This window comes from Flavisphingomonas formosensis (assembly GCF_009755815.1).
Taxonomy (GTDB): domain Bacteria; phylum Pseudomonadota; class Alphaproteobacteria; order Sphingomonadales; family Sphingomonadaceae; genus Flavisphingomonas; species Flavisphingomonas formosensis.
Map to the genome: position 1 here is coordinate 25936 of NZ_WRPK01000020.1, position 23776 is coordinate 49711.

19 protein-coding genes and 2 pseudogenes are annotated in these 23776 nt (G+C 61.4%); 10 read left to right on the top strand and 11 right to left on the bottom strand.

Translation table 11 applies throughout. The features are described 5' to 3' along the window. The first annotated feature begins 4 nt into the window (after positions 1-4). Positions 5-1369 (top strand): FAD-binding protein, encoded by a 1365-nt coding sequence (locus GQY20_RS31000; protein ID WP_157221050.1) that lies wholly within the window; start codon positions 5-7, stop codon positions 1367-1369. After that, positions 1366-1845 carry a VOC family protein gene (locus tag GQY20_RS31005; RefSeq protein WP_157221051.1) on the top strand — a complete coding sequence of 160 codons (480 nt, stop codon included), beginning with the start codon at positions 1366-1368 and terminating at the stop codon, positions 1843-1845. Before GQY20_RS31000 ends, GQY20_RS31005 begins: the two co-directional genes overlap by 4 nt. A gap of 37 nt (positions 1846-1882) precedes the next feature. On the opposite strand, the gene GQY20_RS31010 is transcribed toward GQY20_RS31005, so the two are convergent. The 5 genes from GQY20_RS31010 to GQY20_RS31030 all read right to left on the bottom strand — a co-directional run bounded on the left by GQY20_RS31010 (position 1883) and on the right by GQY20_RS31030 (position 8948). Next, the gene (locus GQY20_RS31010; protein ID WP_332836123.1) at positions 1883-3289 is read right to left on the bottom strand and encodes a sulfatase family protein; all 1407 of its coding nucleotides are present in this window, start codon (positions 3287-3289) and stop codon (positions 1883-1885) included. A gap of 73 nt (positions 3290-3362) precedes the next feature. After that, positions 3363-5801: a TonB-dependent receptor gene (locus tag GQY20_RS31015; RefSeq protein WP_157221052.1), complete on the bottom strand. Its 2439-nt coding sequence runs from the start codon at positions 5799-5801 to the stop codon at positions 3363-3365. 499 nt (positions 5802-6300) lie between these two features. Continuing rightward, complete coding sequence (locus GQY20_RS31020; RefSeq protein WP_198351322.1) at positions 6301-6867, bottom strand: TetR/AcrR family transcriptional regulator; 567 nt, start codon at positions 6865-6867, stop codon at positions 6301-6303. 155 nt (positions 6868-7022) lie between these two features. After that, the gene (locus tag GQY20_RS31025) at positions 7023-7997 is read right to left on the bottom strand and encodes a fumarylacetoacetate hydrolase family protein (RefSeq protein ID WP_157221054.1); all 975 of its coding nucleotides are present in this window, start codon (positions 7995-7997) and stop codon (positions 7023-7025) included. Between the two features lie 42 nt (positions 7998-8039). Continuing rightward, positions 8040-8948, bottom strand: coding sequence for a VOC family protein (locus GQY20_RS31030; protein ID WP_157221055.1), 909 nt, complete (start codon positions 8946-8948; stop codon positions 8040-8042). A 145-nt stretch (positions 8949-9093) separates the two neighbouring features. Between GQY20_RS31030 and GQY20_RS31035 the strand changes: the two genes are divergently transcribed. From GQY20_RS31035 to GQY20_RS31055, 5 genes are all read left to right on the top strand, one after another. Next, positions 9094-10218, top strand: a complete 1125-nt coding sequence (locus GQY20_RS31035) for an FAD-dependent monooxygenase (RefSeq protein WP_232476355.1) — start codon at positions 9094-9096, stop codon at positions 10216-10218. A 10-nt stretch (positions 10219-10228) separates the two neighbouring features. Further along, entirely contained in the window at positions 10229-11353 is a 1125-nt protein-coding gene (locus GQY20_RS31040; protein WP_198351323.1) for an amidohydrolase family protein, read from the top strand. A 68-nt stretch (positions 11354-11421) separates the two neighbouring features. Next, on the top strand, positions 11422-11979 hold the full coding sequence (locus tag GQY20_RS31045; RefSeq protein ID WP_048578489.1) for a cupin domain-containing protein: 558 nt from the start codon (positions 11422-11424) through the stop codon (positions 11977-11979). Beyond that, positions 11976-13298 (top strand): fumarylacetoacetase, encoded by a 1323-nt coding sequence (gene fahA / locus GQY20_RS31050; RefSeq protein ID WP_198351324.1) that lies wholly within the window; start codon positions 11976-11978, stop codon positions 13296-13298. The genes GQY20_RS31045 and fahA overlap by 4 nt, the downstream gene beginning before the upstream one ends. Further along, positions 13295-13966, top strand: a complete 672-nt coding sequence (locus tag GQY20_RS31055) for an NIPSNAP family protein (protein ID WP_157221056.1) — start codon at positions 13295-13297, stop codon at positions 13964-13966. Before fahA ends, GQY20_RS31055 begins: the two co-directional genes overlap by 4 nt. A 115-nt stretch (positions 13967-14081) precedes the next feature. Here GQY20_RS31055 and GQY20_RS31060 read toward each other — a convergent pair whose 3' ends face one another. Genes GQY20_RS31060 through GQY20_RS31070 form a run of 3 tightly spaced genes read right to left on the bottom strand, consistent with a single transcriptional unit; the run spans position 14082 to position 17715 of the window. Next, complete coding sequence (locus GQY20_RS31060) at positions 14082-15671, bottom strand: phytoene desaturase family protein (RefSeq protein ID WP_157221057.1); 1590 nt, start codon at positions 15669-15671, stop codon at positions 14082-14084. Positions 15672-15715: 44 nt separating this feature from the next. Beyond that, complete coding sequence (locus GQY20_RS31065) at positions 15716-16525, bottom strand: SDR family NAD(P)-dependent oxidoreductase (protein WP_048578486.1); 810 nt, start codon at positions 16523-16525, stop codon at positions 15716-15718. 14 nt (positions 16526-16539) lie between these two features. Continuing rightward, positions 16540-17715: an MFS transporter gene (locus GQY20_RS31070; protein WP_157221058.1), complete on the bottom strand. Its 1176-nt coding sequence runs from the start codon at positions 17713-17715 to the stop codon at positions 16540-16542. A 299-nt stretch (positions 17716-18014) separates the two neighbouring features. Between GQY20_RS31070 and GQY20_RS31075 the strand changes: the two genes are divergently transcribed. The 3 genes and pseudogenes from GQY20_RS31075 to GQY20_RS31090 all read left to right on the top strand — a co-directional run. Then, entirely contained in the window at positions 18015-18272 is a 258-nt protein-coding gene (locus GQY20_RS31075; RefSeq protein ID WP_048578484.1) for a hypothetical protein, read from the top strand. 96 nt (positions 18273-18368) lie between these two features. After that, positions 18369-20756, top strand: a complete 2388-nt coding sequence (locus GQY20_RS31080; protein ID WP_198351325.1) for an arylsulfatase — start codon at positions 18369-18371, stop codon at positions 20754-20756. A 178-nt stretch (positions 20757-20934) separates the two neighbouring features. After that, positions 20935-22050: pseudogene (locus GQY20_RS31090) on the top strand (AAA family ATPase); the annotation flags it as partial. Between the two features lie 34 nt (positions 22051-22084). Here GQY20_RS31090 and tnpC read toward each other — a convergent pair. From tnpC to GQY20_RS31105, 3 genes and pseudogenes are all read right to left on the bottom strand, one after another. Then, positions 22085-22996, bottom strand: a pseudogene (gene tnpC / locus GQY20_RS31095) (IS66 family transposase); the annotation flags it as partial. A gap of 154 nt (positions 22997-23150) precedes the next feature. After that, positions 23151-23384: an IS66 family insertion sequence element accessory protein TnpB gene (gene tnpB / locus GQY20_RS31100; RefSeq protein ID WP_157221060.1), complete on the bottom strand. Its 234-nt coding sequence runs from the start codon at positions 23382-23384 to the stop codon at positions 23151-23153. Then, positions 23381-23719: a transposase gene (locus GQY20_RS31105; RefSeq protein WP_157221061.1), complete on the bottom strand. Its 339-nt coding sequence runs from the start codon at positions 23717-23719 to the stop codon at positions 23381-23383. The genes tnpB and GQY20_RS31105 overlap by 4 nt, the downstream gene beginning before the upstream one ends. Between the last annotated feature and the right edge of the window lie 57 nt (positions 23720-23776).

Sequence of the window (23776 nt, forward strand, 5' to 3'; positions counted from 1 at the left end):
CGCTATGGCAACAGGCAGCTTGCGCATCATCCGGCATGGCGAACCGGACTATGAAGGCGCCCGTCGTGCAGCCGTCTGGCGGCGGAACGTGCCCGACCGCTATCCTGCTGCGATTGCTCAGGCGCATAGCGCCACCCAGGTCGCCGAGGCGGTCGCTGTCGCGCGCCGGGAAGGGCTGCCGATCAGCGCCTATTCGGGTGGGCACGGCTGGACTTCCGCGCATCTTCGCGACGGAGCCATGCTGATCGATGTTTCACGCCTGCGCGACTGCCGCATCGATGCCGCGACCCGCACCGCATGGGTCGGGCCGGGTCTGAAGGGACGTGAGCTTAACGATCGTCTTGCTGTCCAGGGCCTGATGGCGCCGACAGGGCACCATGACACCGTTGCATGCGGCGGCTTTTTGCTGTGCGGCGGTTTCGGCTGGAATTTCCGCCAGTGGGGCAATGGCTGCGCCAATGTTGTCGAGGTCGAAGTCGTGACAGCGGCGGGAGACATTCTCCGCGCAAGCGCGACACAACATAGCGACTGGTTCTTCGCCGCACGCGGCGGTGGCGCCGGCTTTTTCGGGGTCATCACGGGATTTCGGGTCCGCGCCTATCCGCGACCGGCCGTAATGCGCGCTAACACCTATGTGTTCGATCTGAACGACCTTGAGCCCGTTCTTGACTGGCTGCTTACCGCCGGCCCCGAGATGCCGGCCTATGCCGAGCTGCTTGCCGCCGCGTCCTCCTATGCGCCAGACGGCGGTTGGGCGCCGTCCCGGCTCGTGGTGAGCGCGCTCAGCTTCTCCAACACAGAAGCGGAAGCGGAGGCTGTCTCGGCGGTGTTCCGGCGCTGCCCCCTTGCCGACCGCGCGGTTTTGAGTAGGATCAACCTGCCCACCACCTTGGAAGAACGCTACGCATTGTCGACGGCCGCCGATCCGCCAGGCCATCGTTATGCCGCCGACAACCTTTATCTGAGTGCAGACGGCGCGCGCCACGCAATGCCGCGTATCGCCGAGTTGTTTAGGACCATGCCGACGCCGCGCAGCCACGTATTCTGGCTGTACCAGGGCAAATCCCCTCTAGGCGAGGACATGGCGCTGTCGGCGTGGGGCGAGATTTACGTGGCCGCCTATGCCATCTGGGATCATGCGGCGGACGACGCGGCTATGGAGAGCTGGGCGACATCCGGAATCGGCGCGCTATCGCCATGGTCACAGGGCGCGCAGATGAACGACGAGGCGATGTTTCTGCGGCCGGATCGCTATCTGTCCGAGCATGCCGAGCACAGACTTAGGACCCTGTCGCGGACACATGATCCGGACGGTCTGTTCCTGGGCTTCCTAACGCGCGAAAGCGCAGCGGCGGAGATGCCGCGATGAGCGTGGAGGAAGCCGAACCGGCTTCGGCACCTACCTTCTGGCATCACCATGGGGGTGTCAGCGTTCCCGATCTTGATGCTGCTGTTGCCTGGTACGCGCGGGTGCTCGGCTTCCAGGTCGAAAAGCGCGTGACACTCTCCAACGTACCCTGCGAAATGGCGATGGTTCGCAACGGCCCCCTCCGCATCGAGCTGTTCGCCGTCCCCGGTGCCAGCGCGCCAGCCGAAGATCGGAGCCAGCCGGATGCCGACCTGCGCACCTGGGGCAACAAGCATTTTTGTTTTGGCGTGGAGAATGTCGAGGCCTTCGCCCAAGCGTTGCGTGCGCGCGGCGCCGACATTGTATGGGTCAAGCGCTTTTCGTTTGGGGCGAACATCTTCATCCGCGACATGGCCGGCAACCTGATCGAATTCGTCGAGGCGAGGCCTGCGCCTTCGTCTGCACACGCCGACTTGCCGTCACACCCCGATGGCTGAACATCGACGCAGCCTGTTTGGCACATCGCCTGATGCTCTATTTCGCGGTTGGCGCTTCCGGATAACGATCTGCAAAGGTATCGGCCACCGACTCGCTGAAGCTGCCCGCCGGGTACGGCAGCATCTGGGCATTCCAGGCGGCCCATTTTGCTTTCAGCTCGGCAAGAACCTGCGGATAGACCTCCTTCAGATCCGCCCGTTCATGAGGATCCTTGCGGACGTTGAACAGATGTTCCTTTCCGCCAAGACGGAGGTATTTCCAGTCGCCCTGCCGAACCGCCCCCTGCTCGCTGGCCTTGAACCTCCAGAACATCGTGCGGGGCGCGTCGGGGGATCGCCCGATCATGTGCGGCAACATGTTTTCGCCGTCCAGCCGAGTAGGGACGGGTGCGCGCGCTGCCGCCGCGAAGGTTGGCAACATATCCATCAAGCTGATGACCTGGTCGGAGCGCGACCCCGCGCGGATGTGTCCGGGCCAGCGTATGATGAAAGGCACGCGAATGCCGCCTTCGAGCAACTCCCCTTTGTAACCGGTCAGCGGCCACATGTTCGAATAACGCTCGCCTCCATTGTCGCTGGTGAAGATTACAATGGTATTTCGTCTTTTCCCTGCAGCGTCGATGGCGTCGAGCACGCGAGCCACGTTAGCGTCCATGTTCTTCATCATGGCTGCGTAGGTTTCCAGCGAACCACCGCTCCGGTCCCATAGGTCCTTCAGGCTTCGCGGACGCTCACCGTCTTCAGGACCTTCCCAAGGCCAGTGCGGCGCGTTGAAATGCAGGCTGAGAAACAGCGGCTTTGGACCGGGAGCACGTATTTGTCTCACCGCCTCGTCGGTCAAGACATTGGTCAGATATCCATCGCGGCTGACCGGTCTGTCATCCTCATATAACCCGAGCGCGGGATCATCGGTCCGGGCTCTTACCTTGTGCGTGAAGTAATCCGCCGCGCCGCCTTTGATACCGAAAAAATGATCATAGCCGTATCTGGTCGGACTGAATTGCGGAATCTCGGTAAGGTGCCATTTGCCGATCAGCGATGTTCGGTATCCGACGCTACGCAGCGTCGAGGCAATCGTCGGCGTCGCCAAAGGCAGTTCCTGGCCGGCCGGGTAGGCCGTGTTCGGTTCGTTCAGGCCGGCGTTGAAGCGCCCGGGATATTGGCCGGTCAGCAGGCTGGCGCGGCTCGGGGAACATACCGGAGAACTGACGTAGGCTTGACTGAACCGTTCACCTTCCGCCGCCAGCCTATCGATAGCCGGCGTCTGATAACCCTGCGCGCCGTAACAGGAGAGATCAGCATATCCCATGTCGTCAGCCATGATGAAAATGATGTTCGGCCGCTCGTCCACAGGCGCCGCAGCAGGCACTCTAGAAGGTGCAGCGAGCAAAATTGCGCCAGCGCACACCGTCCATGACCGCAGCCTAGACGTCATTTTCGCCATCGAGGCATTCCACTCCACGATAAAGGGTCACAAGCTGGACGGAGCATGAACCCGACCAGCTTGTGATCATACATCAAAACTTGAAGTTCGCGCGCAAGCCATACGTACGTGGCGGGCGAAGACTCGCGTAAACGATGTTCAGGATCGGTCGATTTACCGCCTGGTTCTTGATAATCGAGTCCTCGATGTTGTTCACCCAGGCCGTCAGCGACCATACGCGATCCGGCGACCGTAGGGTAATCGAGGCATCCGTCGTGGTCGCGGCCTTCTGATACTGACCCTGAAGATAATCGGCGCGCAGATAGCGGCCGGACTGGAACGCGGTATTCACGCTCGGAATAATGGCATAGCCATTGCTCAACTCGAACGTATGTTCATAGCCCGCGTTAATCGACCATTTGGGTGCGTTCTGGGCAGGCTTGCCACTGCAGTCGATGGTATAGAGCCGAGCCGGAGCGGTCAGGGTGACCGATGGGTCGACCGCCGTGGCGCAGCCAGTCGCCGGCGGCAGCCCGTTTGCGCTTGCGGCGGAGTAGCGGAAATCCGTGTATTTCGAGTTCAAGTAGGAGACGTTTAAGCTCAGCAGGCCGTGGGTGAACAGCTGGTATTGCGCGTCGATGTCAAAGCCGTACATTCTGGCCTGCCCGACGTTCAGCACCTGCTGCGCTGTTATGAAGACTCCCGGGGATGTTTGGATAGGCGTCAACGCCGCAATTTGCTGGTCTTTATATTTCCAATAGAATAATTCGACGTTCAGCTGCAGCTTGTTATCGAGAAATCGATTTTTGCTACCGAACGTATAGGCCGTCAGAAGTTCGGGTTTATAGACGCCAGCGCTGCCCGCCACCGGCGATAAACCGCCGGCCTTGAATCCCGTCGCGACGTTAGCATATATCAAATTTCTTGGTGTTGCCTGATATGTAAATCCAGCTTTCCAGGTGAATTTGTTGAAAGTCGCGCTCTCAATAAACCTGCTATAGGGAATGTTGGGATTTGCGACAGTAAAGACCTTCTGCTGAAGATCTTGGTCCTTTTCTTCTTTCGTATACCGACCGCCAGCAACGATTCGGAAGTTACTGAATATCTCATATGACGCTTCCCCAAAAGCGGCATAGCTCCGTGTCTTGGTGTCGTATATGTTAGCAGTGTTGTTTGTGTCACCCTGGGAGAACAGAGTCTGGGCATTTTGCTGCTGATCGAAGAAGTAGCCACCGACGACATAACGTAGCGGTTGGTTGTCCGGGGACGAGAGACGTGTCTCCAGCGAGTACTGCTTATTATCCTCGTCAGTTAGGCCAAAGAATCCGGTCGAATAATAAAGATAATTGGGAGAAGACTTCCGATAGGCCGGTATGACCGTCAATGTAGCGAAACCGAGGTCAGCCTCGACCGTTGCAGAAACGCCGTAAGTGTCGCCTCGGTTGAAACCATCGGTTTTAGGCGGGCGCACTACTCCGGAATTCAGTAGCCCCGGGAAGGCGGCCCGGACAGCCGCTATGCTGATCGGATCCGCACCGCTTATACGAGCGTCGAGAGGAGGCGCCAGTGGCACGCGGCTGTCAGGCACGACGACGCTGCCCTGCCCCTTAGAATCTTGATTCGAGTAGTCGGCAGCCAGCAGGACCGACACGGCGGATGAGGGCTTCCAAAGAAGCCCACCGCGCACGGACTGGCTATTTTCATCATCATAGCCCTGCGAAATATACCCGTCGTGTCGATTGATCTGGCCCGCGACCCGCAAGGCGAGAGTATCGCTAACGGGCAGGTTCGCCGCCGCTACGACGCGTATATTGTTGTAGTTGCCATACTGAAACGTCAAATCAGCGCCGAGTTCGGAAAGTGAAGGCTTGCGGGTGATGAGATTGATCGCACCGCCCGTGGCGTTGCGGCCATATAATGTTCCTTGGGGTCCCTTGAGCACTTCTACGCGCTCAAGATCGTAAAAGTTACCGGTTACACCGGTCGGCCGCCCGATGAAGACACCGTCGACGGCAAAGGCGACCGCGTTCTCGTTGGCCGGGCTACCCGCCTGACCGCCAACGCCGCGGACATAAAAATTACTTGCGGACCCTCCCGAAGGCTGGACGACCAAAGCGGGTACAAGCTTGGACAGATTGTCCGGCTGGCTGATATCCCGCTTGATCAGATCGGAACCCGAGACCGCAGACACCGCAAGCGCTGCACGTTGCAGATTTTCGCTGCGCCGCTGCGCGGTGACAATAATCTCCTGAAGGCCGGTCGATTCAGCCTGCGCCGGGTTCTCCGCAGCCACCGGTTGCGCTGTCCCATTCCCGCCCGAAGTGCCGTCAGAGGCCTGTAGAACCGAACCGCTGGACGCTTGCGCCCCAGGAGCGGCGACGGTGGCCGATGGTGAAGTCGTCACCAAACCGGTGGCTTGCGCGTGCGCCCCCGCCGCCCAACCAGTGCTAGCGAGCAGCAATGGAAGAAGTGCTGACGTTCTCCGGCTCAATGGCCGTGGACGACGTGTTTCAAGTAAGTTGTTGCCACTCATGGTGATCACTCCTCCCCTAATGTTTATGCTGAAATCGCTGATAGACCGACGTGGGCTACAGGGAGCGGGGTGGCACGGGCCGCCCGTCGCTCCTCCGTCATCTTCTTGTCGAGGTAAGCGCAGCTCTGCTTGCAGCTGCGCGAACTGATCGATGGAAGTTGAGGATTCTTCGCTTGCCGTCACTGGGACGCACCCTCTCGCAAATCGCCATTCTGCCTTGCTCTCGGCATGTGGCTCTCAGATTTCATAGCGGTCTTATTCCCCGTTGCGGGAATAGTCAATTCCCTTAAGAGGGAATAAATACTGAGTGCCATCCGGGCCGGGGAGCGCTTTACGCCCGCCGCTCGGAGTGCCTTATTTCTGGCGACACCGTGGGCGAAATACGCTGATCGAAGCCGTCCGCACGCTCGCCATGCCTGGCGCAGTCACTCGTCAGGCTCCCAGATCGCAGATGGTTCGTAGTGGGTGGAGGACAGGGGCAAGAGAGCTCCCCGCCTGACTATCTCGGCCGGAGACCGTTGATCAGCAGGTCGCAAATAAAGTCCCCATAGGCCTGCTGCATCATTTCAGGATCGTCGTATGGCAGCATAGGCGCGAGCACCGGAGACGCTATGACGAAGAAGTCGCACAGGCCTATCACTGCCATGTACAACATGGCCGCATCGACTTTACGCAGCGAGCCGTCCTTGCTGCCCGCCTCCAGATAGCTGGCATAGCGCGCTATCGCGTTGCCGGCGATTTGTTCGTACAAGGATTTTGAGGCGGGATCGCCGGACCGGGCCGTCTCTTCCATCATCAATCGATGGTAGAATGGGTTATCCACCTTGAACGCCAGCAGTGCCTTGACGCGAGCGCAAACCTGCTCATCGGGCGACAGATCATGGGCCAGCGCGGACGACGCTCGCGCCTGAAGGCGGTCGGTCAGGGTCTCGGCCGCCGCCCGCATCAGGCTGTCCCGGTTTTTGAAATAATAACGGATGAGCCCCGGGTCGACCTGCGCCTTGCGGGCCAGGGATGCGCGTGTGATCTCGCTGGGCGCCTGGTCGCTCAGCAACTCCAGCGCCATTTCGATAAGCGCCTCTCGACCGACACCTCCTGCGGTAGGCTTCGTTGCATCCTTATCGCTCGCTTTGGCGCGAGGCCGGCCGCGGGCTCGTTTCATCGGCGCTTGTTCGTCAGTAATGGCCAGTCCCCCTCACTAAATTTCGCGTCCGGGCGGCGTCAGCCAGCGCCGCCCCCGTGCTGACCGCACCGCAAAGTCCCTTCAAGTTCGGGTTTGTGTTGACGGATCGCTGCATGGTTTGTCGAGTCCTTCCCCATGTACACTCCGCGCTCCCACCTGCGTTTGAGCGGATCGACCACGCCCAAAGTCATTTCGCCGATCCCCTCGATGTGGATCCGCACTGTTTCGCTATCCTGAAGATAACCCAATCCCTCGTGATTGGTACCGCACGAGATCACGTCGCCGGTATTGATAGTCATCAGCTTCGTGGAGAATGCGACAAGCTCGGGCACAGTGTGCTCCATGTCCGAGGTGCTGTAATCGTGGCGGAGTTCACCATCGTTCCAGAAGCGCACATGTAAGTCGTTAGGATTCTCGATCTCGTCGGCGGTGACGATGCACGGACCGAGCGGAGCAAAGGTGTCGAATGATTTACCAAGCCAGCTCATCTTCTTCCAGGTGTAGCGGCCCTCACCACGCGCGGTCACATCGATTGCCGCTGTATAGCCGAATACCGCATCGCGCCATCGCTCCGCCGGTACATCCTTGGAGGGGCCTTTCATGACGAGCGCTAGTTCCGCCTCGTGCATGAATGAACTCGGCTCGTCGAAGTTCGGCAAGCGGATCGTGTCGCCTGGGCCGATCACCGCGTCGGGATTCTTGAGGAACATGTTCAGGGGGCCGGGATCACGATCTCGGTTCTCCCAATAATTCCCGATACAGTTCAGCATCTTGCCGGGGCGTGGCAGCGGAGGGCCAAGCGACACCTGTTTCAAGGGCACCGCGGTGCCCTGCGCCTCCGCTTCCGCCAGTCGGGGACGTAACGTCTCATAGTCGTCGATGATGTTGCACATCGTTCGCTGAGGATCGTGGCCTTTTCTTACCAGATCGGAGATGTCCACAACCCCCCGGTCGGTTAGCAGGCCCGGCAGACGCTCGAGCCCAAGCTCTGCATTATAGAGAACAAATTTCATGATCGCGTCCTGAGAAGAAGAGTTTCTCGCCTGCACATTGGCCTAAACCGGGTCATTCGCCCACAACGCTGGATCCGGCTTCAAAGGCGGATAGGTTGGGGGCCCGGCGATGCGGCCGGTACCCCACTGATCGATGATCTCCGGTGAGCGCGGAAAGGTCCGGGGTTGCCAGTCGTCAGGCAGATGCTCCAACTCAGCGGTATATTCGAGATTATTGCCGGCCGGAGACTGAAAATAGGCAAAGGTGTTGTCTCCCGCCGTGTGACGGCCCGGCCCCCACGTCAACCGCACATCGTTCTTGAGCATGCGCCCCAGGCCGCGCATCATCTCGTCGGCATTGACCATTTCAAACGCTACGTGGTTCAGCGTAGGAGGGCCGACCAGAAAAGCCATGCAGTGGTGCTTGCTGCCCTTGCCGCGCAGGAAGCACATGAACTCGTCCAGCCAGTCGCTGACCCGCAGCCCGAGGTGACGCTCGTACCAGGCCACCGCCTTCTTCACGTCGGGCGTGTGAAACACCACATGAGATAGCCCTTGCGGAATGGCCGCTTTGGCGGCCGGCACTTCGGCAACACGCTCCTTTACGTCGGCCGAAATCTCGACCAGTCGCCCGTCTAGGTCGAAGAATCGAAAACCATAGCCTCCGCCGGGGGAGTGGAGTTCAGCGGGCTCGCCGGCGAGCTTTACGCCGTCGTCTCGAAGGGAGGCATAAAGGTGATCGACATCGGTCCGGTCGCCTACAGCGAACGCGAAGAGGTCGGTGCGCCGGTCTTCGGCCTTGCGCAGCCTGACGATGAACGGCTCTGTCGAGCCTCGGCCCGCGAAGTAGGCGACGCCGTCTTGCGCTGCCTCTTCGTTGAGACACCATAGCTCTTGGAGGAACTGCCGCTCGGCGGCGAAGTCCTCCACCGCCAAGGCAACATAACGGACGTGTGTGATGGGAGTTTGCATCCTCTCTCCTAGCCGATCCTGTGACGCCACAGACAATCCTCCAACAGGCCCACCATATTAGGGCCTTGCATATTTCCTGCATAGAGGAATATACGGCTTGGGTCAATGCGGCTGCGAGTGCCGCCGGCGAGAGGATAGGACTCAGGTGGTGAAGATCGACAGGGTGCTGGTGGTCGGTGGCGGCATCGGAGGCATGTCCGCCGCGATCGCGCTAGCGCAAGCGGGCTACGCCGTTGAACTGGTAGAGGCGGATCCTGAATGGCGGGTGCTGGGCGCCGGGCTTACCGTGCTCGGTTCGACCTTGCGCGCGCTCAGCCACCTCGGCGTCCTCGAGGAGGTCGAGCGCCAAGGCTATTTCGCGCGCGGCAACGATATCTACAGTTTCAAGGGGAACCTGCTGTTCCAGCGCCCCGGGATGCGGATGCCTGACGCGCCGGACCTTCCGAGTGGCGGCGGGATCCTGCGCCCGGTGCTCCACACCATCCTGTCGCAGCGGGTGAAGCAGGAGAATATTACCGTCCGGTTGGGCCTTCATCACACGCACCTTGAGGAAAAGGGCGACGCTGTCCGCGTTACCTTTTCAGACGGGTCCGAGGGACGCTATGGTTTGATCATTGCCGCCGATGGCGTCCAATCCTCGGTGCGCCGGCAGCTGTTCCCCGATGCTCCGGTTCCCACCTTTACCGGACAGGGCTGCTGGCGACTGGTTGTCGATCGCCCAGCGGACATCGTCCGCAGCAGCTTTTACGTGGGTGGCCCCGTCACCGTCGGTGTCGTTCCCGTGTCGCAGCAGCAAATGTATGTGTGGGTGCTGGAACACGTGCCGGACAACCCCTGGGTCGATCCGACAACTCAGCACGAACAGGTGCGCGAACTGCTGAAGGATTTCGGCGGCGGCGTGGCGAAAATCCGCGATGATCTCAATCCCGCATCGATCATCGTGTATCGTCCGCTCGAGGCCGTGTTGATGCCATCCCCCTGGTGCCTTGGCCGCGTGCTGCTTACGGGAGACGCCGCCCACGCAACCACGCCGCACCTTGCTTCAGGCGCCGGGCTGGCGATCGAGGATGGCGTGGTTATCGCTCAGGAACTCTGCCGGGCAGAAACGGTCGAGGAAGCGCTCGCCGCGTTCATGGAACGCCGCTTCGACCGGTGCCGCCTCGTAGTCGAAAACTCGATAGAGATCGGCCGCGTCGAGATGGCGCACCAGCCGGACCGGATCAACGAGATCATGAACGTGTCGCAAGAGGCGATCGCGCAGCCTTTTTGACGGAGCCAAAATGAACGATCACACCTGCGCGTCAACGGCACCACGCACGCCAGATGCGGGGGCAGACCTAGTGCGCCCAATGCCGGTCATCGATGTGCACTGCCACATCGCCACACCGGCGGTCGAAAAGCTGGTCGCGGGGCACCCTGCGCGGGACGCCGAGATGACCACCACTCACGTCCTGCAAGGTGGCCCGTCGACAGAATATAATCGCACTGTGATGCTCCCCGCATGTGTCCGCAGAATGACGGACCTCCCCGGCCGGATTGCGGACATGGATGCGATGGGGGTGGACGTTCAGATACTTAGTCCGTCGCCGGGCCAATATTATTATTGGGCCGAGCCTGATCTCGCCGACCGGATTGTTGCCCTCCAGAACGAACATATCGCCCGGACGGTAACAGACCATCCGGACCGGTTCCGCGGTTTGGCGGCCGTGTCGTTGCAGCATCCCGATCTCGCGGTGCGGCAGTTGACGCATGCGGTACGAAATTTGGGGCTGAGGGGCGTGGAAATCTCCTCGACGGACGGTACGCGCGAATTGGGGGATCCATCGTTCGAACCGTTCTGGGCAAAGGCCGAAGAACTTGGCGCCGTCGTCTTCATCCATCCGCTCGGATCAAGCCTCGGCGCCCGCCTTGATCGGCACTACCTCGCCAACGTCATCGGTCAGCCCATCGAAACAACGATCGCGCTCTCCCACCTCATCTTCGGCGGCGTGCTCGACCGTTATACAGGGCTGAAGATCGTCGCTGCCCATGGCGGCGGGTACCTCCCCACTTACCCGGACCGGTCGGACCATGCGTGGGGCGCACGACCCGACTCGCATAGCATGGCCGAGCCGCTGACGAGCTATCTGAAGCGGATCTGGTTCGACAATCTCGTCTACACCCCCCAAGCGATCAGGGCCCTGATCGATCGGGTTGGCGTCGAACGCCTGGTCGTCGGCACGGACTTCCCCTTCGACATGGGAGCCTACGATGTCCAAGCGGTTGTCGAGCGCGTCGCTGGCCTGAGCTCGGCCGAGCGCGAAGCGATCCTGGGCGGCAATGCACTGGCCTTGTTCGGCCTCGACGAAGCAGGGCTGCACAACGCGCGGTCGCACGCCGGCCGCACGTGCGGAAGCACAAGCTGACCGTTCAAACATCAGGGCCGCGATCTGATGGATCCCACCAGCCCGCAAGGGACAAGAGGAATAGTATTATGGAACCCGTGAGAAGAATTGTCACCGGCCACGACGAGAACGGCAAGTCGATCTTTCTGTCGATTGGCGAGGCGCCGCAGCTTCACCACCGCACCGAGGGGCTTGTTCAGTTTCATGAGCTATGGAGCACGAGCGAGACGCCTGCGCCGATTTACCCGACCGAAAGCGAGCCAAACGAGCGGCTGCCGCTGCGCATACCGCCTGACAAGGGCGGGACGATCGTACGCATCCTGGACATTCATCCGGGCCACCTGAGGCAGATCGCACCGCGCGAGGACGGCCGGCACCCGGGAATGCATCGCACCGAGACGATCGACTACGGCATCATGATCGAAGGGGAGATCACGATGCTGCTCGACGATTCGGAGGTGACGCTGCGGCCGGGTGACGTGGTGATCCAGCGCGGCACCGATCACGGCTGGGAGAACCGCTCGGAGACGGTAACCGCGCGGATCGCCTTCGTTCTGATTGATGGTTATTTCGCCGGCCCGCTGGCGGAACAACTCAAGGATGCAAATCTGATGCATACCACCATTCCGCAGAAAGCAGCCGAATGATGCTGGATCATACCCACGACGCGCATCTGCGCAGTTGGGTGAAGGGGGCGGACGACCACCCTGAATTCCCAATCCAGAACCTCCCGCTGTGCAGCTTTTCCGATGCCTCCTGTGTACGGCGAGGCGGTGTTGCGATCGGCGACTATATCCTGGACCTGCAGGCGCTCGCCGAAGCCGGTCTGGTTGACCGGGAAGACCTGCCGATCGTCGCCACCGCCGCTCAGCCGAAGCTCAACGATTTCTTCGCGCTCGCATCGGCGCAGCGCCGCCAGCTTCGCTCGGTCCTGTCCGGCCTGCTGACGGCGGGTCACCCCGCCAAACACCAGGCGGAACGCCTGCTGGTGCCAATGGACCAGGCGACGCTCCATCTCCCTGCCGACGTTCCCGACTACACCGACTTCTTTGCCGGCATTCACCACGCGATGACGGCAGGTCGCATGTTCCGGCCTGACAATCCCCTGCTGCCCAATTACAAGCACGTCCCGATCGCCTACCATGGGCGCAGTTCATCGGTGCGGGCGTCGGGTCATCCCGTGGTCCACCCGGTCGGGCAACGTGCTGTCCACGGCGGGACCACGCCTGACTACGGACCCAGTCGCCGGCTCGACTATGAACTTGAAATCGCGATCTGGATCAGCGGCGGCAACCAGCTCGGCGAGCCGATCCCGATCGACCGCGCGGCCGAACAGATCGTAGGCTTCGGGCTGCTCAACGACTGGTCTGCTCGCGATGTCCAGGCGTGGGAAACGCAGCCGCTGGGGCCGTTCCTGGGGAAGAACTTCCTGACCACCGTGTCGCCGTTTGTCGTCACCAGCGAAGCGCTGGCGCCGTTCCGCTGCGCGCAGCCGGCCCGCGCAGAGGGTGACCCTCGCCCGCTTCCCTATCTGCTCGACGAGGAGGATCAGGCAAACGGCGCGCTGGACATGACGATCGAGGTGCTCCTGCTCACTCCCGCGATGCGGGAGCACGGGCGTCCGCCGGTCGTGCTCGCGCGCTCTTCGGGCCTCGATCTCTACTGGACGCCGGCACAGATGGTCGCGCACCACAGCTCGAACGGATGCGATCTGCGGGCCGGAGACCTCTTCGGCACCGGCACGGTATCCGGCCCCGGACCGGAAGGTCACGGCAGCTTGCTGGAGATGACCTCGGCCGGCAAGAATCCCGTCACGCTGCCGAGCGGGGAGACCCGAACTTTCCTTGAAGATGGGGACGAGGTGATCCTGCGCGGTTGGTGCGAGCGTGAGGGCTATGCCCGCATCGGTTTCGGCGAGGCGCGCGGCACTGTGCTCGCACCCCTCAGCAAGGAGTTGCTGGCATGATCGTCGACCTTCGTGTCTATACCTACCTTCCGTCCAAGTACCGGAAATTCCTGAAGGGTTATGAGGAGATCGGCTTCGCGCTCACGAGCAAGCATCTCGGCAAGACCCTCGGCATATTCCGGCCGGAGAGTGGATTGCAGAATCGGACGTTCCAGTTCTTCATGTACCGGGATTCGCCCCACCGCGACGCTTGCCGGCGCGGTATGCTGGCCGACCCGGCCTGGGGCGAGTTCGTGCGGATCGATTCGGATGCCTTGCTGGAACAGCGGAATACCCTCTTGCAGCCGACGTCCTTCTCCGCGCTTCAGACGCCGGACGATCTCGCGCCCGAGCCTGCGGCAGACCAGCCGACGCGACTCTTCGAACTGCGCAGCTGGGCGTGCCTGCCGGATCGCTACGACAGCATGGCCAAGCTGCTGGCGGAGGGAGGGGCGGCGCTGCTGGCCCGGCATGCGCCTGACGTGCTTGGGTGGTTTACCGCCACCACCGGCGTCGACCACCGCCTGTTCCAGCTGACCGCCTATGCCGATGCCCTGGCCCGCGACAACAGCCGCACCGCTGCGGGCGAGGACCTCGAGGTCAAGGCTCTCGTCGCCCGCCTGCGGCAGATGACCCGCGAGGAGGAATCGCAACTGCTGTTGCCAATGCCCTATTCACCCACGCGTTGAAGCGGCTTGCACCGGACCGGGTGCAAACCGCTCCTGCGGTGTCGAAAGTACCCAAAAAAGAAGGCCTCCCTCCGGCAATTCGGCGGGAGGCCTTTCGCTTTGCGGTTCCGCAGGATCACACCGGCGCGCGGGCGACCTTGTCGAAATCGAGGTTGATGTCCTTGAAGATGTTGATGGCCGTGTTGCGCCCTGCGCCGAACACGCTGCCGCCGGGATGCATGAAGGGACCCACCAGATAGAGCCGCTCGACCCTGGGCACGCGATAGTCGGAGAGTTCCGCGATCGGCCGCGCACCGCCGTTCTGGAAGAAATAGCCGCCAAGGCCGTGGATGTCGCCGTCCACGAAGCTGTTGGGCGAATGACGTTCCCAATCCGCAGGCGTGTTGACATGCATACCAAGGATGTTGCTGTCGTCCAGGTTGGAGACGAACCGGCGAGCGCCCGCCAGCACGTCCTGCGCAACCTCGTCCTTGATTTCATCCCACCGCGACAGGCCATCGGCCAGCTTGAACGGAACAAATGCCTGGGTGAAGTAGACACCCTTGCCCGGAGGAGCGCGCGTCGGATCGACGCGTGACTGGTCCTGCCCGGAAAGGATCAGGTCCTTCGTTATCTCGCCGTGCCGCAGCGGATCCATTTGTTTCATGAAGTCCGAGAAGCTCAGCGACGGGGCGTAATGCACCATCTGCGTACGCTCGATCTCTTCGCCGGCATAGAAGGTCGCGGGGCGATCCAGCGCCATGTGGACCTGCATGATGTTGAGGGCGGACGGTTTGCCGCGCCCCGCACGCTTGACTAGGCCAGGGTCGATATCTTCGACAAACTGACCGAGCCGCTTGGGGTGGATAGCGCCGATAACCACGTCGCGTGCCGTGTATTCTTCGCCATCGGCGGTGCGGAGCCCGACGGCTCGACCACCGCGGGTCAGAACCTTGGTCACCTCGCGATTCACGTGCACCTCGCCGCCGAAATGGTGGATCGCGGCGACCAGCGCGTCAGCGAAGCGCCCGCTCCCGCCGACCGCCTTGGGCGAACCGTATTTGTGCATCAAGGCCGGGAACATGAACAAGGCCATGCCAGTCCCCATTTCATCGGGGAACTGGAGCAGTTCCAGCGGCGGCCGCAGCACGTGTTGCTTGACGCGATCATCTTCGAACAATTCGTCGACGAAATCGAGCGGACTGCGATTCATGATCTCGAAGATGTCCCGCCCTTGCGGGTTGGACTGCAGCATTGCCATGAAGGCGCCCATCGGCGCCGGCGGGGCGTAAAGGCCCGCCATGATCATGGGCAGCAGCTTGTGACCGATCTGCGCGAACTTGGCGTAGGCGTCGGCATCCTTGCGCGAAAACTGCGCGATCGATTCGCATGTCTTGTCGAAATCGCGGTGCGTGATCAAAGAACTACCGTCGGGGAACACCGAGGCCTGGCACTGGTCGAGAATCTTGTATTCGAGCCCGAACTTGCCCTGAAGCCCCAATTCGTCGTTCGTCATCATCGGGTTACCCAGCAGCATGACGTGTGAGGATGAATGCACGTCATGGCGGAACCCGGGCAAGGTCAGTTCCTGCGTGCTCACGCCGCCGCCGTAGGTCGGCGCGCGCTCCAGAACGAGGACGCTCTTTCCTGCCTTCGCCAGATATGCTGCGGCGACGAGGCCATTATGGCCGCCGCCCATCACCAGCACATCATATTGATTAGCCATCGGTCACTCCTTGCGCCCCCAGAACTGAGGGAATGAAATCGGCGTCAGGGCGCCTTATTGAAATCGGACAGCGGGTCGAGTCCGGCTTGGGCGAAGCGGACGATCGCCGCAGCATATCCCGCGTCGGATGAGATCAGGAATTGACCCGATGCCAGACCGTCGAGAAGAGCGGCCGCGGCGTCGGTCATCGTGCCTGGCCGGGTCAGTTCTTCGGGCACGTCTTTCATCCAGCCCATGGCCTTGGGCTTGGCGCTGCCGTCAGGTGTCGTGCTGGTCAGGCCGGGACAGAACAGCGACACGTCCAGCGGCGTGTCCTTGAGCGCGAACGCAAGCGCGTAGGTGAAGGTCATCACAGCGCCCTTCGAGGTGACATAAGGCATGAGGTGCTGCACGACCGCGTTGGGCCGTATGGCCAGCGAAGACGCGGTGTTGACGATGTGCCCGCGCCCGGCCGCGCGCATTGCCGGCAGGAAGGCATGAACCATGCGAACGTCGCCCAGCACGTTCACCTCGAACGATGCCCGCCAGCGCGACAGGTCGAGTTCGTCGACTCCGCCCGATCCGAACTGCTGGGCAGCAGCGTTGTTTATGAGCAGATCCGGCGCACCGAGCCGCTCGACAACAGCGTCGCGAAAGTGTGTCACGTCCTCGTCGGATCCGACGTCGCACGCCATGCCCACCGCGTCACCGCCGGCTTCACGGATCCGGGCCGCCGCAGCTTCCACGCCCTCGGCGTTGATGTCGCTGAGCACGACCCTGCCGCCGGCCGCAGCCAGTTGCGCCGCGACAACCTCGCCGATGCCGCGTGCGGCGCCTGTAACGATCGCTAGTTCGTAGTTCATGATGTCCGTCATGTCCTTTGCCGCAGTCAGTGCCTGGCTGCGGGTTTGAAAGGAAAGGGCCTAAGCAGCGCGATGCACAGCACCGACAGCGCCATGGTGAAGCCGAACACGTACAGGGTCGGATCATAGCTGCCGAAGTAGTCGCGTATTGCGCCCATCAGGATCAACCCGCAGCCAATCCCGGCGCAAACCGCCAGGTAAGTCAGCCCGAAGATCTCTCCGAAAGACTTCAACCCGAAATAGCGCGAGGTCAGATAAGCGTTCTGCCCCGTCTCGCACCCCAGGCCCAGACCCATCAGCACGCCGCCGACGATCAAGCTCGGCATGCCAGCAGCCGAATGGACGGTCATCAGTCCCAGCCATGCGGCTGCAAAATAGGGCAGGACGACGCGTGGCGAGTTGAATCGATCGACGAGGAAACCCGAACTACTCTCTCCCAGCAGGACACCGACAAAGATGCACGACAATACCGTAGTCGCTGCCCCAGGCGTCAGCCCCCGTTCGATCAGCATCGGCACCGCGTGCTGTAACGTACCGATCAGCGACAGAGATGCTAGAAAGATGCCGAAGAATAGAAGGTAAAAGGTCGGCTGACGCAGTGCCTCCGCACGTGTGAAACCACTCTGTTCGATTTCCGCCAGTCGCCGCGGCATTCGCACATCATGACCTGGCGTCCGGATCAGCAGCGCGATCAACGGCAATCCAAGAAGAAACACAATCGCAGCAATGCCAAGATAGCCACCGCGCCAGCCATAGCCCTGAATAAGCGCAAGGGTGATCTTGGGCATAAGAATCTGCCCGAGGCCCGATCCCATCGCGACGCATAGGCCGAGTACAACGCCGCGGCGCCGATCGAACCATTGCGCCGCCACTTTGGAATAGCCCACCGATCCATGTAACGATGCAGCCACAGCCAACAGGAATTGCAGAGCAAGATACTGCCAGAAGTTCTGCGCTGCCCCGATCGCCGCGAGCGACAGGGCGAAAAGCACGACACCTCCCACGATGAGCGGCCGTGCCCCGTAACGGTCCATGGCGCGGCCGGAAAACGGGACCAGCAGCCCAACGCACCATACGGAGGCCGCCAACGCCGCCGAGATCGCACCCCGCCCGACTTCGAAAGAACGCGCAAGATCGGCCATGAAAATGCCGTTGGTGGATGCAAGCATCACGTTCGGGCCAACCAGGAATCCGATCCACACGCCCAGCGCGGCTCGCACGGCGTCAGGCGTAAATTCGCCTCGCGAGCTGACACATCCCCCTGGCCCGCTCGACGAAGCCACAGACGCCCTAATTTCGATCGGACCGTTACCCACTTGTCCTCTCCACGCTCAACCGCTTTCCACGGGCGGTAACATTATTCCCCATAGAGGGAAATATCATCGGGCGTCAATAACTTTCCCCCACGTGTAGAGGGCCGCCGCCCTGGGGTGGCGATCCTAAGGACCTTGACCGCGATGCATAATTCTTCAACAAGGGAAATTTGAAGGAGGCGCGTGCCATGCGAATGTTCAACGCCGAAACAGGCGAGCTTGTAAGGATCGACAATCTGGAGCGCCGTGGATCGACGCTCATCGTCAAAGGCACCATCTTCGGTGCGATGCCCATGGAAGCTGAACTGCGGCCCGAGGAAGTGCGCAAAGCACTGAAGCTACTGAATTTCAAGCTGGTTTTGTTCTTGTTGACGCTGCCTTTCCGTCGATCCACGGGCGCCGAAACACAAATATCCGCCGACAATGCCGAGTCGATCTGGGCTTGAAGCGTATGGTGTAGCCAATGACTCGGCTCTAATCCTCGGGCAAATACTGTGAACTGCTTGAAGATGACAGAATCATGCCATAATATTACTCGAACTATGCGCCTGAAGACGCTGTTTAAGTCTTCGGGCGTGTGTACCGATAGGTGCTCGGGAGCCGATAACGGAGGTTTGCTTGTAAACCCCTCGTTGCTTCCGGGGAGAGGCAAGGCGATCACCTTTTTAAAAAGCTTAACATTTTCGGCTTGTGCAGCATCGCTGGCGATCGCGTCCGTGTCGGCCAAAGCGCGGCAGCCGGTTTTCATCCCACCGCCCCCCTTGCCGGCGCCCGAGCGCCTTGCCGCTCCTGATGCGCCCAACATCCTGCTTGTGCTGAACGATGATGTTGGCTTTGGTGCGGCAAGCACCTTCGGCGGCCCCATACCCACGCCTGCATATGATGCTTTGGCGCAAGAAGGCCTAAGATTTAACCAGTTCAACACGACAGCGATGTGCTCGCCGACGCGCGCTGCTCTCCTGACCGGCCGTAATCCGCATCGCGTCAACATGGGCACGATCACCAACTTCGCGATCAACGAGCCGGGCTATACCAGTATTATACCAAAGGAGGCGGCGACGATCGGCCAGGTACTGCGGGACGCCGGTTACAGCACCGCCTGGTTCGGCAAGAACCATATCACGCCGGAATGGGACCAGACTGCGGCCGGCCCGTTCGACCGCTGGCCCACTGGCCTCGGCTTCGACTATTTCTACGGCTTCATGAGCGGAGCCACGGATCAGTGGGCACCCGATCTTGTCGAAAACACCGTGCCGGTTGAACCCAAACGGGGGCCCGATTACATCTTGGACAAGGATTTGGCCGACCACCTCATCGACTGGGTGCGACAGCAACATGCCGCCGCGCCGGACAAGCCGTTCTTCGCTTACCTAGCGACCGGTACCGCGCACGAACCTCATCAAGCACCCGCCGACTGGATCGCTCGTTTCAGGGGCAGATTCGACCAGGGCTGGGATAAGGTCCGCGAGGAGACCTTTGCTCGTCAGAAGAACGCAGGGATCATTCCCGCTAACGCAATATTGACCCCTCGTCCTGCCGGTATTCCCGCGTGGGAAACGTTAAGCTCCGATCAGAAGCGGCTGGCTGCCCGCATGATGGAAGTGCACGCCGCGCAACGTGCCTATTTCGATGCCCAGTTCGGGCGTGTGGTTGCGGCACTGAAGGAGAGCGGGGAGTGGGACAATACGCTCGTCGTATACATCGATGGCGACAATGGGGCGAGTGGCGAGGGCGGGGTCGACGGCCACGTCACCGGCGGACTGAACAAGCCCAGCGGCTCGCTTCAATATATGATGTCACATCTTGAGGAACTGGGCGGGCCACGAAGTTCGGAGAATTTCCCCGTCGGCTGGGCGTGGGCGATGGACACGCCGTTCCAATATTTCAAGCAGGTTGCTTCCCATCTTGGCGGCGTTCGCGACGGGTTGGTCATCAGCTGGCCAAAGCACATAACCGATCGCGGCGGGCTTCGAACGCAATTCAGCTACGTGACCGACATCGCTCCTACGCTCTATGAGGCTGCGGGTATCCAGGCTCCCGAAGCCGTGGGAGGTGTAAGGCAAATGCCGCTCGACGGGCTGAGCCTCCTCTACACCCTTGCAAGCCCGACGGCGCCAACCAGGCACCGGAGCCAATATTTCGAAATGCTGGGCAATCGTTCCTTCTACAAGGATGGCTGGATGGCATCTACGATTCCGCCGCGACTTCCTTGGGAAAACAAGGAAGTTCCGCCTGCAGATCAGTGGACATGGGCGTTGTACAATCTGAACGTCGATTATTCGCAGTCGAAAGACCTTTCCGCCAGCCACCCGGAAAAGCTCCGCGAATTGCAACAAGGCTTTGCCGAGGCGGCACGCCAAAACGGCTTCCGACTAGTCGATCTGCGACCCGTGCAAAGGACGAATCCCGAGCTCAAGCCCTTCCTGTCGAATGGCCGGTCGACTTTCACCTTCCATCGTTCAGACCGGCTAATCTCTCAATATGCGTTTCCGGACGTCAAGAACCGGAACTGGTCGCTCCAGGTGTCTGTCACCGCTGGCGCGCGTTCCAACGGAACGATCGTGGCGCAGGGTGGCTATCCGCAAGGGTGGGCGCTCTATATTCTGAACGGGGCTCCAACGTTCGTGTACGCCGATCAACCGGCGCCGGTTGTCCGGATCGCCGCCAGCACACCGCTTCCCCCCGGCGAGCATCTCCTTGCGCTGAACGTGGTCGCGGATGGCCCTCAGACCGGAGGCGCTGCGACGGTCACGCTCACCGTTGACGGCGTTGCAGCCGGAAGTGGTCGGTTGCCTGCGACCGTACCTCGCGCCTTCTATCACGACTGGGTCGGGATCGGGCGCGATATCCAGGTGCCTTTGCTGCCCGATTTGCAGGCCCCCTTTACCTTCGACGGTGATATGGGACCGGTCAGCGTCACTCTGAAGTAGGAACCTGTTGTTCGGCAGGAGGACGCCATGACCGAGGACACCCTTTCATTGAACGTCGAAGGCCGGTTGCTCCAATCCGCGCAAAGCGCGGACGCCATGGTTGTTCTTCCAGGCGGCACCTACTGGATGGGGTCCGACCTCCATTATCCGGAGGGAAGGGCCGGCGAGGCAGGTCCACTTGGACGGCTTCCGCCTCGACCGGACGCCTGTAACCAATAGCGCCTTTGCTTGCTTCGTGGAGGCGACTGGGAGCGTGATTTCAATTAAACACGGTGATTACCCGGTGATTGCAAATCAGGCTTTGCACCGTCAGTGGGCGCAGTTTTGTTTAATCAAAACAACCATTTATCTAGCGATTGTACCCATGGTCTGGTACCTCAAGCCGTTGCGCGACGCGGAACGCGAAATGCGAGCGGGGCGCCGGTCGCGCCTCTCGCGCATCCTCGGCGCGATGCCCACGATGGGGCCACAAAGCAAGCCGGCGGCGCCGGGCGCCAACGCTACGCTCCACGACACGCTCGCTGCCGCGGATGCCGCGGTTCGAGGCAACCCCGCCGCGGGAGGGGTCGCCAGCAGCGTGAACACCGATTTTCTCGACAAGCTGTCATTCGTCGAGGATCGCCTCGTCGCGACGCTGGACCTGGGCGCAGGCGGTTCCTTCAATCAGATCCTGGAACGGTTCGAGCTCTATCTCAACGCCAAGGCAGGCACCGAGCGCGTGCAGCGCGGATTGGGCTACAACAATCTGCTGTTAATGGCGGCCGAGCTGCTGCTGCTTCAGTCGCACCCCGACCAGGTTCCGTTCCTGCTGATCGAGGAGCCGGAAGCGCACCTGCATCCCCAGCACCAGACGCTGTTCATGGAGGTACTTGCAGCCCGCGCCGCCAAACCGGACCCCAAGAAGGGCGAAACGCATCAACAGGTCCAGGTCCTGCTCACCACTCATAGCCCGCAACTCGCAGCGGGCGCCGAGCTTGAGGCGATGACGATGATCGTCGGTCACCGCGCCTTCCCGCTGGCGGCCGCGCACACCCGGCTCGAAGTGGACGATTACGAGTTTCTGCGCCGGTTCCTTGATGCGACCAAGGCCAACCTCTTCTTCGCCCGCGCGCTAATCGTCGTCGAGGGTGACGGTGAGCATCTGTTGCTGCCCGCGATCGCCGAGAAGCTCGGACGTTCGCTCAGCCGATATGGCGTCTCGCTCGTCAATGTCGGCCACCGTGGCCTGTTCCGATACAGTCGGATTCTGCAGCGCAGAACCGGGAGCGCGATCCCGGTGCCTGTGGCGCTGATTCCTGACAGGGACATTCCACCGGCTGAGGCGAAGGCCCTCGTCGGTGATCGGAAGACCGAAAACGAGCTGACGGAGGACGAGGTCGCTGCGCGGCTGAAGACGCTACGGCGCGACGTTGGCGACCCGGTCCGCGCCCCGGGTCAAGCACCGGCGCAGTAGTCTCGTCGGCAAACAGCCGTTCGGATCGGCGCAACTCTTCCAGCGTCCGGTCACGCAATGGCCGCAGATACCATGCTGCCCGACCGACCCAGTCTGCCAGGGTGGAGCGATCGAGCTTGATATCCTGCCGAGCGTAGATCTGAGCTTGCCGATATAGAGGAACATGATCGGCATACTTGGATACGAGCACCTTGGCGATCAGCGCTTCGGTCGGAATCCCGCCTTCGACTATCCGCGCCGGAGCGGGGGCTTGGACGATCGCACCTTCACAGGAGCGACAGCCATAGCGCGGGCGGCGCGTCACCAGTACGCGGAAGGTGATAGGAACGACGTCTAGCCGCTCGGCGACGTCTTCACCGATCTGATGAAGCGGACCGCTGCAGCAGGGACAAGACTTGTCTTCGATATCGACAATCTGCTCGATCCGCTCGAGATGCGTGGGTAGCGAGCCGCGGTTAGTCTTGCGGGGCTGGTCGCTGCGAGACCGCGGTGCGACAGCCTCTCTGGCAGCACGGGCATGCCCAAGGGCGATCTCGACATCTTCCAGCCCTAGCTGGAGCTGATCGGCATCGAGCTGTTCGGACCGGCGGCCGAAACGGTGCCGCATGAAGGCGTCGATAATCGACTGAAGGCGCTCGATCTCAGCGTCTGCCTCGCCCTTGGCAACGCCCAGTTCTGTCAGCCTGGCTTCAGATGCTGTCCGCTCCTCCACCAACATCCGGGACTGCTCCAGAACGAGCGCGCGGAGCGCGTCGATATCGTCAGGCAGGTCCGCTTGCGTCAGCATAGAAAGAGTGAATCAGTAGGGCAAAGCCCCGTCAACCGGCAATCTGCGGGGCCTGCGGCCGACGGCCGCCATGGACCCGGCGCCAGTCCAACCCTTCCAGAAGCGCGCCAAGCTGGGCAGCGGAAAGGCGCATCACACCGTCCTGAATGCCGGGTCACTTGAAGCCGCCTTGCTCCAGGCGCTTCGCCATCAGGCACAGTCCTGTGCCGTCCAACCAGATCAGCTTGATCCGGTCGGCACGCTTGGCCCGAAAAACATAGATAACGCCGGAAAATGCATCGCCGCCATAATCGGCGCTCACCAGCGCCGCCAGGGCATCAGGCCCTTTGCGAAAATCCACCGGGCGTGTCGCCACCATGACCCGCGTGCCCGGACCGATCCCGATCACGGCTTTACCTGCAACGCCTGGATCACCGCCGCCACCAGATCGGCCTTAGCCGTACGTCCAATCCGAACGACGGCGCCTCCTACCTCAACCTCTATTGCGACATCGCTCGACAATGGCTTGGGGCTATCGGCCATGACCGGCACAAACATCGGTTCCGCATGGCTGGTGGCCTGACCCGCTTCCAACGCATAGCGCAACTCCCGGCGCCAAGTGTAGAGCAGCGACGTGCGAATGTCGTGCTGGCGGGAGAACTCGGCGATGTTGCCGCAACGCGCCATCTCCCCGACTATCGCCAGCTTCTGCTCCAGCGTCCAGATCCGTCGCCGACCTGCCATGCTGCGGAGCACCTCAGGGCGGCGGACAGGCTCCAGACCAACTCCAGTGCGAGTGTC